The organism is Microbacterium sp. C23T (assembly GCF_053345975.1).
Map to the genome: position 1 here is coordinate 58985 of NZ_JBKFBD010000004.1, position 12377 is coordinate 71361.

Annotated in this window: 12 protein-coding genes and 1 pseudogene; 8 read left to right on the top strand and 5 right to left on the bottom strand. The window is 70.3% G+C overall.

The window, feature by feature from the left end:
- Positions 1-18 precede the first annotated feature (18 nt).
- Together ACLBXX_RS03255 and ACLBXX_RS03260 are read left to right on the top strand one after the other, a co-directional pair.
- Complete coding sequence (locus ACLBXX_RS03255; protein ID WP_447656812.1) at positions 19-1509, top strand: hypothetical protein; 1491 nt, start codon at positions 19-21, stop codon at positions 1507-1509.
- Between the two features lie 95 nt (positions 1510-1604).
- On the top strand, positions 1605-2564 hold the full coding sequence (locus tag ACLBXX_RS03260; RefSeq protein WP_447656813.1) for a L,D-transpeptidase: 960 nt from the start codon (positions 1605-1607) through the stop codon (positions 2562-2564).
- Here ACLBXX_RS03260 and ACLBXX_RS03265 read toward each other — a convergent pair.
- Entirely contained in the window at positions 2450-3670 is a 1221-nt protein-coding gene (locus ACLBXX_RS03265) for a hypothetical protein (RefSeq protein WP_447656814.1), read from the bottom strand. The two genes, ACLBXX_RS03260 and ACLBXX_RS03265, sit on opposite strands and share 115 nt — an antisense overlap.
- Positions 3671-3806: 136 nt before the next feature.
- On the opposite strand from ACLBXX_RS03265, the gene ACLBXX_RS03270 reads away from it, so the two are divergent.
- A complete protein-coding gene (locus ACLBXX_RS03270; RefSeq protein ID WP_447656815.1) occupies positions 3807-4802 on the top strand; it encodes an aldo/keto reductase in 996 nt (331 codons plus the stop codon).
- Positions 4803-4878: 76 nt separating this feature from the next.
- Here the strand turns inward: ACLBXX_RS03270 and ACLBXX_RS03275 are convergent, their stop codons facing one another.
- The gene (locus ACLBXX_RS03275) at positions 4879-6801 is read right to left on the bottom strand and encodes an adenylyl cyclase (protein ID WP_447656816.1); all 1923 of its coding nucleotides are present in this window, start codon (positions 6799-6801) and stop codon (positions 4879-4881) included.
- A 115-nt stretch (positions 6802-6916) separates the two neighbouring features.
- Positions 6917-7504 (bottom strand): GNAT family N-acetyltransferase, encoded by a 588-nt coding sequence (locus ACLBXX_RS03280; RefSeq protein WP_387138491.1) that lies wholly within the window; start codon positions 7502-7504, stop codon positions 6917-6919.
- A 50-nt stretch (positions 7505-7554) separates the two neighbouring features.
- Here ACLBXX_RS03280 and ACLBXX_RS03285 point away from each other — a divergent pair, with 50 nt between their 5' ends.
- Complete coding sequence (locus ACLBXX_RS03285) at positions 7555-8352, top strand: glycosyltransferase family 2 protein (protein ID WP_447656817.1); 798 nt, start codon at positions 7555-7557, stop codon at positions 8350-8352.
- Between the two features lie 7 nt (positions 8353-8359).
- Here ACLBXX_RS03285 and ACLBXX_RS03290 read toward each other — a convergent pair whose 3' ends face one another.
- On the bottom strand, positions 8360-8791 hold the full coding sequence (locus ACLBXX_RS03290) for a DUF1294 domain-containing protein (protein ID WP_447656818.1): 432 nt from the start codon (positions 8789-8791) through the stop codon (positions 8360-8362).
- A gap of 41 nt (positions 8792-8832) precedes the next feature.
- On the opposite strand from ACLBXX_RS03290, the gene ACLBXX_RS03295 reads away from it, so the two are divergent.
- The 4 genes and pseudogenes from ACLBXX_RS03295 (at position 8833) to ACLBXX_RS03310 (ending at position 10670) form a co-directional block, all read left to right on the top strand.
- Positions 8833-9261, top strand: coding sequence for an SRPBCC family protein (locus ACLBXX_RS03295; protein ID WP_447656819.1), 429 nt, complete (start codon positions 8833-8835; stop codon positions 9259-9261).
- Positions 9258-9557 carry a DUF1905 domain-containing protein gene (locus tag ACLBXX_RS03300; protein ID WP_447656820.1) on the top strand — a complete coding sequence of 100 codons (300 nt, stop codon included), beginning with the start codon at positions 9258-9260 and terminating at the stop codon, positions 9555-9557. The genes ACLBXX_RS03295 and ACLBXX_RS03300 overlap by 4 nt, the downstream gene beginning before the upstream one ends.
- Positions 9558-9626: 69 nt before the next feature.
- Positions 9627-9740 (top strand): annotated as a pseudogene (locus ACLBXX_RS03305) (DUF2510 domain-containing protein); the annotation flags it as partial.
- Between the two features lie 114 nt (positions 9741-9854).
- Complete coding sequence (locus ACLBXX_RS03310; protein WP_447656910.1) at positions 9855-10670, top strand: hypothetical protein; 816 nt, start codon at positions 9855-9857, stop codon at positions 10668-10670.
- Between the two features lie 77 nt (positions 10671-10747).
- On the opposite strand, the gene ACLBXX_RS03315 is transcribed toward ACLBXX_RS03310, so the two are convergent.
- Positions 10748-12136, bottom strand: coding sequence for a DUF222 domain-containing protein (locus ACLBXX_RS03315; protein ID WP_447656821.1), 1389 nt, complete (start codon positions 12134-12136; stop codon positions 10748-10750).
- Positions 12137-12377 lie beyond the last annotated feature (241 nt).

Below are 12377 nucleotides of genomic sequence, written 5' to 3' on the forward strand. Positions count from 1 at the left end.
CGGGGAACGGAGGCAGCTATGGCCGAGTCATGGACGATACGTCTGGAGCGGCTGTTCGTCGACAATGCGGACGAGGACGACTTCTGGTCGGACGGAGACGAGCCGTACATCGTGATGGTCGGCTTCCGGTCGACATTCCTCACGCCGGGGTCGACGAGCGTGTTCTGGAGCGGCGTGCTCAACGACGACTGGGCGAACGGGATCGACTCGGGGGAGTCGAAGGCCGTTCCCGCGAACCAGGGCGCCGTGCGCTTCGACGACGTCACCCGTCCGACGACGGAGCAGGTGAAGTCGGGGCAGTTCCCCGAGCTGCTCGGCGCGCTCGTGCTCGTGTTCGAGTCCGACGCGACGCCGTTCTCGGCGGTGCGCGGGCTCATCAACGACCTCATCGCGGCGGTCCGCACGCAGCTGAAGAGCCTCGTCGAGGGCGGCAAGCTGTCGCTCACCGACCCGAAGCCCGACATCGACGCGGCTGTCGCGAAGATCCGCGCTGCGATCGAGCCCGACACGCTCGGCAAGATCGGGCTCTTCCTGCGGTCGTGGGGCGACCCCGACGACCTCATCGGGATGACGCCGCTCATCTTCGCGGCCGTCGACACGTCGATGGGGCTGCCGATCCCGGTGGTCGCGCCGGCGCCGGTCAACCTCACGTACACGCCGGGCGGCGTCAAGTACCGGCTGACGGGGAACCTCTCGCAGGCGCCGACAGGCGTCGGCTGGGAGTCCCTCGGCGGCGGGCTGAACACCGGCCCGGCGGCGGCGTCGTGGGGCCCCGGTCGGCTCGACGTGTTCGCGGCGGGCACCGACAACGCGGTCTGGCACAAGTGGTTCGACGGCGGCTGGCACAACTGGGAGTCGCTGGGCGGCATCATCACCGCCGACCCGGCGGTGTCGTCGTGGGGAACCCGTCGGCTCGATGTCTTCGCCCGCGGCACCGACAACGCTCTGTGGCACAAGTGGTTCGACGGCAGCTGGCACGACTGGGAGTCGTTGGGCGGCGGCCTGAGCTCGGGCCCGGCGGCCGCCTCGTGGGGTCCGGGACGCATCGACGTGTTCGTGCGCGGCACCGACAACGCCCTGTGGCACAAGTGGTTCGACGGTGGCTGGAGCGGGTGGGAGTCGCTCGGCGGAGGCCTCACCTCCGACCCCGCGGTCGCGTCCTGGGGTCCGGGACGCCTCGACGTGTTCGTGCGCGGCACCGACAACGCCCTGTGGCACAAGTGGTTCGACGGTGGCTGGAGCGGGTGGGAGTCGCTCGGCGGCGTGCTGACGTCGTCTCCGGGTGTCGCCGCGTGGGGACCCGGGCGCCTCGACGTCGTCGTGCGAGGCACCGACAACGCCTGCTGGCACAAGTGGTTCGACGGTGGCTGGAGCGGGTGGGAGACCCTCGGCGGCGGCTTCACGTCGTCGCTCGACATCTCCTCGTGGGGTCCGCGCCGGCTCGACATCGTGGGCCGCGGCAACGACGGCGCCCTGTGGCACAGCTGGTTCGACAACGGCTGGTCCTGACGGATCACGGATGCCTCGTCCCGGCGCAAGCGCCGGGACCATCCGTGTGTCGGCGTCAGGTTGCGGCATCCGTCATCGCGACCGACGATGGGGGAATGGGGGATGCCGAGACCGACGGCCCGGCGGCCGTCGAGCCTGATGCCGCCGCGCCGACGAAGCGCCGACGGAGCGTCTGGGCCATCGTCGCGGTCGCTGTCGTGATCCTCGCCGGTGCCCTGACCGCGGCCTGGCTTCTCCGCGCACCGGCCACGGAAGCAGCGCCCGCACCGACACCGACGGTCACCTCGACACCCACGCCGACCCGTACGCCCACGCCGACCCCGACGCCCACCCCCACAGGGTTCGCCGCGAACACCGCGTCGTACGACGTGACGACCCTGCCGCAGATCAACGTCTTCGCCGTCATCCCGGCGCTCCCGGTCGACGACGCCGCGTTCACCGTCCCGCTGCCCGCGCACGCGGTGGCAAAGGGCATCGGCGCCCCCGTGTGGGCCGATCCCACCGCCGCACCGGTGGCCTACCTGCCGCACGAGTTCCCGTACGACGGCACCTCGGTCCCCGTGGTCGAGGAGCAGGAGAACTGGGTCAAGGTCCTGCTCACCGGTCGCCAGGCTGTCCCCTCGCAGGGCAACCCGGCGCAGACCACCGGATGGATGCGCAAGACCGATGTCGACCTCGCACCGACCGACACGAGCGTCGTCGTGAGCATCTCGGGCCGCACGATCGACATCGTCCGCGCCGGCGTGCCGGAGCGCATCGCGTCGGACTTCGCGTGGGGCACCGACCGCACGCCCACCCCGCTCGGTCGCGCGTTCATCATGACGACGCGCGTGGTGCCCGAGTACGCGTACACGCGTGGGCACCCGATCGTCTACCTGTCGGTGCAGTCGCCGACCCTCGACGGCTTCGGGGGCGCGGATGTCGCGGTCACCGCCTTCCACTACCACGACGACCGTTCGGGACCGATTTCGAACGGATGCCTCCGCGTCGACCCCGAGGCGATCACGAAGCTGTCCGAACTTCCGCTCGGAACCCCCGTCATCGTCAACCCGTGACGCACCCCATCCGGCGCCGCCTCACACGAGGGGCCGGGATACGTCGATGATGCGTCGCAGGCACAGCTCCATCGCCGCCCCTGTCGCGATCTCGGCGCGCGTCCCGGGGCGAGGCGTGCCGAGCGTCCGCTGGTAGTCGACCAGGGCATCGCTCGCCTCCCGGAGCCGCGCGGGCGCGTCCGGGTCGCCGAGCGGCGTCGCGACGAGGTCGCCGGTCTTCCGGATCGCGCGAGCGAGATCGTCACGCACCGCGGCGGCGAGTGACGCGTCGTCGGCCGCGTGGAGTTCGAGCAGCAGGTCGATGAGCTCGCGGGTGAGGAACGCCGTGCGATCGAGCGCCGCCATGCGCTGCGCGTTCTCCTCCCGCTCTTGACGGTGGCGCCGGCGGCGGGGTTGCCTCGGGCGCTCTCCTCCGCTTCATCGACCTCGGCGGTGACGGTCGCCCGTGTCTCCGCGAGCGTGCGCAGCGCGGCCTCGAACCTGTCGGCGCGGATGCCGTCCTCGGCGACGGCATCCGCCGCATCATCGAGCAGACCCGTGACCGTGTCGCGGAGCGCCGAGAGACGCTCGCTCGCCCGTCGGAGGTACAGCGGCGGCACGACCACGAGGTTCACCGCGATGCCGATCACGACGCCGAACGCCACCGTGCCGAGGTACGAGATCGAGAACCCTTCCGGGTCGGCGCTGCCGGTCAGCAGCACGAAGAGCCCGGCGAGTGGCGCCCAGTCACCGCCCACGCCGAGCAGGCGAAGGCCGCCGAGCAGAACTCCGACGCCGATCACGAGGCCGAGCACGAGGCCGCCGGGCGCTCCCAGCCGCATCGCGGCGATGCCGCAGAGCCCGAGCCCGATGCCCAGCGCGAGCCCGATCAGCACTTCGCCGCCGACGCGGGCGGACCGGGCGATCGTGGGGTGCATCGTCACGAGTGCGCCCAGCGGCGCATAGTACGAGTACTGGTCTTCGGCGAACGGGATGAGGGGTGCGAGGTACCACGCGAGCACCGCCGCGAGCGAGGTCTTCGCAGCGAGGAGCAGGCGCGGCTGCTGTGCGAGGCGTGCCGTATAGGAGACGGCGCGGCGCAGAGCCGGGGTGCGCTCGGCGGTCAAGGGTTCTCTCTTTCCATCTCGGCCACGGTAAGCCGCGCGGGGCGCTCCGCACCCGGGGATTGCATCCCGCCGCCTGGCGCAGTAGACCGCGTGGGATGCTGGAACCCGACCCCACCCCTCGACCCGGAGGTTCCTCATGCAGCAGCGCGCACTCGGCCGCACCGGACGCTCGGTCTCGGCGATCGGCCTCGGCACCTGGCAGCTCGGCGCCGACTGGGGTGCCGTCACGGAGGAGGACGCGACCGCGGTGCTCGCAGCATCCGTCGACGAAGGCGTCACCCTCTTCGACACCGCGGATGTCTACGGCGACGGGCGGAGCGAGTCGATCATCGGCCGATTCCTCGCCGCGCGGCCCGGCCACGGCATCACGGTCGCGACGAAGATGGGCCGGCGCCTCGCGCAGGAGCCCGAGAACTACAAGCCCGAGAACTTCCGCGCGTGGACCGATCGCTCGCGCGCCAACCTCGGCGTCGACACGCTCGACCTGGTGCAGCTGCACTGCCCGCCGACCCCGGTCATCGAGGACGACGCCACGTACGACGCCCTCGACGCGCTCGTCGCCGACGGTGCGATCGCGGCGTACGGCGTCTCCGTCGAGACCACCGCGCAGGCGCTCGCGGCGATCGCGCGTCCGAACGTGACGAACGTGCAGATCATCTTCAACCCGTTCCGCCTCAAGCCGCTCGACGAGGTGCTGCCCGCCGCCGAGGCCGCCGGCGTGGCGATCTTCGCGCGCGTGCCGCTGGCATCGGGCCTGCTGTCGGGCAAGTACACCGCGACCACGACCTTCGCCGCCGACGACCACCGCACCTACAACCGCCATGGCGAGGCATTCGACCGCGGAGAGACGTTCTCGGGGGTCGACTTCGAGACCGGTGTCGCGGCGGCCGGCGAACTCGCCGCAGCCCTGCCCGACGGGGTGTCGCTGCCCGCGGCGTCGCTCGCGTGGATCGCCGCGCAAACCGGCGTCACGAGCGTCATCCCCGGTGCCCGCAACGTGCGGCAGGCAGAGTCCAACGCCGCCGCCGCGGCTCTCCTCGAAGAGGGCGGCTTCGACCTGGCCGCGTTCGACCGGGCCGTGCACGACGTGTACGACCGCGAACTCCGCGCGGCGATCCATCCGCACTGGTGACCCGCCGCCTCTGAATCACGGATGCCTCGACCCCGCGCGCAGCGCGCAGGGCCGAGGCATCCGTTTCCGGGGGGTCTTACGGGGTGGGGTAGTCCACCACGTACTGCGGGGTTCCCGTGTTCGTGTTGTCGGCCTGGCCGCCGACGCCGTTCACGACGTGCTGGACCGTGCCGGCCGACAGGTTCACCGTCATGATGTGGTGCAGCTTCACGCCAGGCGTCTCAGGCACCTCGAACCCGTTGGCCGTGAGGATCGACGGGTTGTTCTGGTTGAACACGTACACGCCGGCGCCGTCGAGCTCGTGGTTCTTGACGTGGTCGGCCACCTTGTAGCCGGGGTATCCGAGCGTGCCGTTCGGCTGCGTCCAGTCGGCCTGCGTGGGCGGGTCGTAGGGCAGCTCGTTCTGGTACAGGATGACCCGGCCGTTCTCGCCGTTCCAGAGCGTGTTGTACGTCTGGAAGTGCTCGACGAACAGGCCCGTCGCGGTCACATCGTCACCGTTCACGATGACGCCGTTGGTGCCGGTGTTGGTGGCCCAGCGCTGGTTGTCGCCGTTCACGCCGTCGTTCGGGTCGAAGCCCTCGACGCCGTGGTCGCCCCGCCACACCCAGGTGTGGTCGATGAGCACGTCGTCGGCGTTGACCTCGAGCGCGGTCGTGGTCTTGCCGGCGTGCGGGCCGCCGACGCGGAAGTACACGTCGCTCAGCGTGATCGGGTTGCTCGCGTCGAGCTTCTTGTTCCCGTTCGGGTTTCCGACGCGCAGCAGCACCGGCGAGAGCGTCGTGCCCGCGTCGATGGTGACGCCCGCGACGACGATGCCGTCGGCGTCCTTCACCTCGAGAGGCACCGCGCCGTTCACTGCGGTGAGCGTCGCGTGACCGAGACCGAGCACGACGGTGTTCGCGCGCTTGACCTGAATCGACTGGGCGACGTCATAGATGCCCGGCGTGAGGATCAGGTGCTGGCCGCGCGCGAGCGCGTTGTTGATGTCCTTGACCGAGTCCGACGGGGTCGCGATGTAGAAATCGGTGATCGGGATGCTGCGCCCCGCCGTCTCACCCGCGCCCCAGCTGATCCCGCTCGTGTCGCGCTGTGCCGCGGGCACGCGCACGTTGTAGCGGCCCTCGTCGTCGACGTAGAGGTACGGCTTCTCGCGGCTGACCGGCGTCTGGTCGACCGTCGTGTACGGCGGGTTCGGGAAGCCGGCGTCGTCGGGGGCTCCGACGACGCCTGAGAACACCTGGTTCCAGACGCCATTCGACCAGCCGGCGACCTCGCTGTCGCGGATCAGCCACTGCTGCTGCGAGCCGTTGATCACGAACGGCAGACGCGAGTCAGCGATGAAGCCGCCGCTGGCGTACTGCGGTCCGGCGGTGCAGTAGTCCATGAGCGACAGGTTGCCGCCCGAGATGTCGAGGCGACGCATCGACACCGCCTGCGACACGGCCCAGAACTCGGCGCTGGCGCGGCAGCCGTCCTGCCCAGCCTTGTCGATGTCGATGGACAGGTTCGAGATCGTGCGCCAGAAGTTCACGAGCGCGAGGCAGTTGCCCGTGCCGCCGTCGGCGAGGCAGCGGTTGTAGACCTCGACCGCGCCGTGGACGGTGACGTCCTCGGGCGACGCGCCGAGTCCGGCGACCTCGGTGTAGTAGCCGACCTTCACCTGGAGCGGATCGGCGGCCGAGCCGTACTGGCCGGGCAGGAAGTAGACCGCCTTGCGCGCGGTGCTCATCTCGGCGTCGACCTGCTGCGCATGCAGGGCGTCGAGGTCGGCCTGAATCTTGTCGACGGGGGTGCCGGGGGAGTAGATCGTGACGTTCGGGCCGAAGTCCGGGTTGAACGGGTCGACCGCGCGCGGCGGCGCCGCGACGGCCGGCGTGGCCAGCAGGGCGCTCGCGACGAGTGCGGTGCCGGTCACCACGGTGCCGATGCGCACGACGCGGGCGCGTCGGCCCGATCGTGCGGTCCGCGCCGCGAGGAGTGGAACGGGGGCGGGCATGGGGAGTCCTCTCCGTTGAGGTAGAGCCGGCGGGGTGCCGGTTACTTACCGGACTGTAACCAACCGTGGGAGCGGTCTCAAGAGGCAGTTTCCGGCGAGCGCTTGCTGATTCGTTTCAGAAGTCCAGGCGCATCACGAGCCGCCGTTTCGTCGGATGCGTGACCTCTCGGAACCCCGCGGCGAGGAACGGCCCGACCGGCCCGACGCTGAGCTCGTCCCAGATGACCTTCTTGCCGTCGGTCAGCATCGGATACCCCTCGACCGCCGACGCGCCGCGTGCCCGCGCGTGCTCGGCGGCCGCCGCGATGAGCGGATACGTGATGCCCTCACCCCGGTGGCCCTTGCGCACGACGACGCACGCGATCGCCCAGACCGACTCGTCGTCGGGGTCTTCGTTCCGGCCCTGCCACGGCACGGGGGAGCCGCGGACCCGCCCGTAGACGCCTCGCCGGTCGACCGCGCACCACGCGACGGGCTCGTCGCCGTCGTAGGCGACGATGCCGATCGTCTCGGTCGCGCGCGGGTCGTCGCAGTGCGTCTCGGCCCGGAGGATCGCGCCGCGTTCCGCTTCCGGCATGTACCACCAGTCGTGGTCGCCGAGGCGTTGGCGCTGGCATTGGCACCGCCCCGCGGCGCCCGTGAGGATGGCCTGCAGGTCGTCCCACGAGGCCTCGTTGGCAGGAGCGAAACGCAGTCCGTCCATGTCGGCAGGGTAACGCGGCCGTCCGACGTCACGGGAGTATGGTGTGGCTCGTGCCCCTCGCCCCTCGCGTCGCCGTGGTCATTCCGTGCCGGAATGACGCGGATTATCTCGACGCGTGCCTGGCCGCACTGGCCGCGCAGACGCATCGGCCAGACGTCGTGATCGTGGTCGACAACGCCAGCACGGATGCCTCGGCCGCCGTCGCCCACGCGTACGACGCCGTCGTGGCATATGAGCCGTCCATCGGCATCTGGCCGGCCGTGTCCCGCGGCTACGACGCGGCGCTCGAACATGCCGACATCATCGCCCGGCTCGACGCGGACTCGCGGCCGCACCCGGATTGGATCGCGCGGCTCGTGCGCGCCTTCGTGGCGGATCCCACCTTGGGAGTGCTCACCGGTGGCGCCGAGTTCTACGGCGGTACGCCCGTGCAGAACTACCTCGGAGAGCGCTGGTACATCGGCGGCGGCCATTACTGGATCAAGAAGTGGCTCGGCATCCCACTCGTGTTCGGTTCGAATTTCGCGATGCGCACGCGGGTGTGGGAGCGGGTGCGCGACCAGGTCGATCGCGGCAATGCGCGTATCCACGACGACCTCGACCTCACGATCCGCCTGCGCTCGTCGGACGGTGTCCGCTACGACCCGCAGCTGCGCATGCCCGTGTCCGCGCGTCCGGTGCAGACCTTGTCGGGTCTGTCGCGGCGGGTGTTCCGGGTCGCGTCGACGTTCGCGGCGAGCTGGCCGGAGGGCGCCCGTTGGCGCCGGGCCGAGCCCTCTCGGGTCGCTTCGGCCTCGGGTGACTGGGTGCCCGACGGAGACGACTGGGCGCCCGAGTACGGGCGCTGACCCGGGCTTAGCCGCCGACCGCGGGCGCCGTGAGGTAGACGTAGGCCGCCAGCGCCAGGATGTTCACGCCGACCGTGGCCCAGAATGCCCGGCGGAACGAGCGCTTGCGCGTCTTGTGGCGAAACGCCTGCTGAGCGACGAGCGCTCCGGGCCAGCCGCCGATGAGCCCGAGGATGACCAGTGTCTGCTCCGAGATCCGGTTCGCCTGGCGCCGCGCGGCCGCCTTGTCGATGCCGTACGCGGCGAATGCGATGATGCTCGCGGCACCGTAGAGCGCTGGCACCCACCACGCGAGTTCGAACACGAAGTACACACCGGCGAGGGCGGCGACGAACACGAGCAGCGTGATCCAGCTGAGCGCCGCCGGGAGCGGCTTCGAGAGGTCGCGCCCCGGGCGCTCCGGCGTGGCGAGGGGAGCGCGAGGGCGCGGGTTCGACATGCGCACGATCCTATGGGGGAGGGTCGGCGTACGGTGTCACCATGCATGAGCTCACCGAAGAGGCGCTGGTCGCAGCATCCGTCGATGTCGCGTGGCGGGAATTCACGGTCGCGGGTCGCCTGTCGGAGTGGTTCTGGCCGCCGCGCTTCGAGACCACCGCGGTCGTCGAGCTGCGCGAGCTCGGCCGCTGGGAGGTGCGGTCGGTGCCCGTCGACATGGCGGTCGAGGGCACCGTGCTCACGTTCGAGGCGCCGCGCGCGCTGCGGCTCGGGTGGAAGTGGGCGGGGGAGGAGCACACCACCGACGTCGAGGTCGAGCTGCAGTCCGCGGCGGATGCTGCGACCCGCGTGATCGTGCGGCACTCCGGTTTCGCGACCGCCGAGGAGCGCGACAACCACATCGACGGGTGGTCGAGCTGCCTGCAGCGCCTGGTGGATCGCCACGGTGGGGCGCCGGGCGAGCAGCTGTGATCATCGAGTTCGACGGCGAGATCTTCCGCTGGGATGCGCGTGAGGATTCGGCTTGGTTCTTCACGTCGGTACCGCCCGAGCTGAGCGAGGAGATCCGAGAGATCCCGCGCCCGTACCGCGGCTTCGGCTCGGTGCGCGTGCGCGCGCAGATCGGCGGGAGTGACTGGACGACGTCGATCTTCCCCTCGTCGGACACGGGTTCGTACGTGCTGCCGCTGAAGAAGGCGGTGCGCGATGCCGAGGGGCTGGTCGACGGCGGACCGGTGACGGTGCGACTCGAGGTACTCGACGGCTGACCGCGCGGTGCTCGTTGTTCCCTCGCTCCGCTATGTTTGCGTTCAGGAATCATTCTGCTGGGGAGCATGATGACGGACGGGTCTCAGGGGGGACCGCCGCCCGGATGGTACGCGGACGATTCGCGTGCTGACCGCCTGCGGTGGTGGAACGGCGCTGCCTGGACGGGGGACGTCCGTCGGGTGACGGATGCTGCCGACACGGCGTCGATGGACGTCGTGGGCGGCGCTGGGCCGGCGTCGACAGCGCCGCTGAGTCGCGCGCAGTTGCGTGCGCGGCGGGTGGCCGATGCGGATGCGGTGGCTGGTTCTGGCGCTGCGGCAGGGGATCTCGGCGCTGCGGCTGCGACGCCCGAGGTGCCGGCTGCCGCGGAGGAGTCTCATGTGGCCGCGGTGTGGCCGGCTGCGTCGTCGCTGGCTGAGGAAGCGCCCGAGACGGTGGGTCCGGAAGCAGCGGTCGAGGAATCCGCTCCCGTTGTGGTCGAGCACGAGGAACCGCATGCCGCGGCCGTGTGGCCGGCTCCGTCGTCGCTGGCTGAGCCGGCGGCCGTGCGGGACGAGGCGTTGCCGGATTCACCGTCTGCCGTGCCGGAACCGGAGCCCGTTACGCGCGCGCCGACGCGCAGCGTCGACTCGACTCCTGCGGCGTCGCGCTCGGGTGGGCCGAACGGCGCCGGCGCGGCGAAGGCCGAGTCGTTCCCCGACCAGATCGCGCCCCGGCGTCCTGCGCCGGTGGGCGAGCGGATGCCGACCCCGATCGTGTACCAGCCGGTGTCGAGTTCGTACGTGGGGGAGATGCGCCCGCCGCTGCCCGAGGCTGCGCCGGCGAACGTTCCTGCGATCGCGTCGGTCGTGCTCCTCGTGGTGGCTGCGCTCGGTGGCCTGGCGGTCGTGTTCTGGCTGGGCGGCTGGAACGAGTCGGTCGCGGGTCTGGTCAGCCTGGTCAGCGTGGCCTTCGCGGCAGGCGGGTTCTTCCTCGCGATCGGCGGGTTGATCGTGGCGACGCAGCGCTCGAAGAGCAGGGTGCTGTCGGCGATCGCGATCGTGGTCTCGATCGGGCTGGTGGTGTGGCTCGCGATCGTCGCGACGCAGCAGGCGCTCGCGATCCTCAGCTGAGCCGGGCTGGTTGCTCGTGACTTTTCGGCGCGCGAGGGTTCCCCGCCGAGTGAAGGCGTCGCGGTCAACGTGGGATGTCAGAAGGGTGGCGGGTCTGTTGGCGCGGTAAATGATGTCGGCGAGGTCCAGAAGATCGCGCCGGTCGCCTCGTCGCGATAGAGCAGCCATTTGCTCTTGGTCTTGATCACATGGTGTGGTTCGCAGAGCGGAGCGAGGTTCGTGTCGGACGTTTTTCCGCCGTACTGCCAATCGAGGCGATGGTCGATATCGCAATCTCGGGCGGATCGCATGCAGCCAGGGCCGATACAGACCTGGTCGCGAATCCCGAGCCAGCGTCTCAGCGCCTTCGGCACGGGGTATGCGGTGCGGTCGACGTCGAGAACCGTTCCGGTGATGGGGTGGGTGAGGATGCGAATCCAACTGGAGGCCTCACCCGCGAGCCGCCGTGCGGTCTGGGTGTCGATCGGGCCGTAGCCGTCCAGTGTGGCGGGTTCGTCGTCGTGCCCGAGGAGAGTCATGACCGGCACCGTCACCGCCACAGATGCACGCGAACGCCAGGCGCCAGGCTCGGTGGTGTCCGACATGCCTCGGCTAACGAGATCGAGCACGATGTCGGTGCGCAGCTGCGCGAGCGTGCGCTCCTCCCCTTCCTGCCCGCGAAGGTGCCGCGCGTACGCATCGGCGTACCGCTCCACGGCCACCACCTTGTCGGCGCTGGTGAACACCGTGAAGGAAGCCATCCCGTCGGCCTCGGGCTGGAACCAGACGTTTCGATCATCCATCGCCCGTTTGTGCCGCTCATCGACGTGCTCGGGATGCACGCGTTCGCGCACGACTCTGGCGCGCAACCGGAACTTTCCCGGTGCGAGCGTCTGTGCCGACGCTTCGAGCAGTTCGTCGAACTTCGCCCACGCGTCTTTGACGTGGGCGGGGAGGGTCGCTGCCTGCTGAGCGGCCGCAGTCGCGTTCTGCGCGACCGCGCGTCCGGAGCGGAACGCCTCCCAGATCTTCGGGCACCGCTCCCGCAGCGTGTCGGCGTGCGCGGCACGCGTGCGTACCAGCGTCTCCGACATTCCGAGTCGCACCGCGAGATCCAGCGCCGCGGCGCGAACGGCGATGTTCCGTCGCTCGGCGCGGACGGCCGCGGTCGATCGCCCCTGCGGATCGAGCCACGCCGGATCCAGGGTGGGATCGGGGCCGACCCACGGATCAGGGCAGGCTGCAGCATCCCTCAGGACGCTCGCGATGCCGGCATATTCATCCGCGATGAGCACGCGCGCTCGGGCGCTGATGCCCTCGAGTTCGAGGACTGCGGCCTCGTGCGCAGCTCCACTCGTTTCGAGTTCGGCGAGTTCGACGGGCGGAAGGACTTCGCCCGGCTCGAGCAGATCCCACGGATCGAGGAAGCGGTCGGGATCGTCGTCGATCCTCGACTCCCAGTCCACCTGATCCGAAGAAGGCTCCATATGTAAAGAGTATTGATGGCCTCCGACAATCGAGCTAAGGTCCTACGTGGTGCGCATGCTCGGCGAGGCCGCGTGGATCGCTGAGTGTGCCGCCAGGATGCGCCGAGACGCCGGCTGCGTTGCGAACTGGGAATCGGGTCGGGCGCGGTCCCGGCGTGGCGGCGATGGGTTCGCCGGGTCGAAGAAGCGTGTCACCACGATTGAGGTGGTGCCGGGCAAGCCGGATGGTCGACGCTGGCAT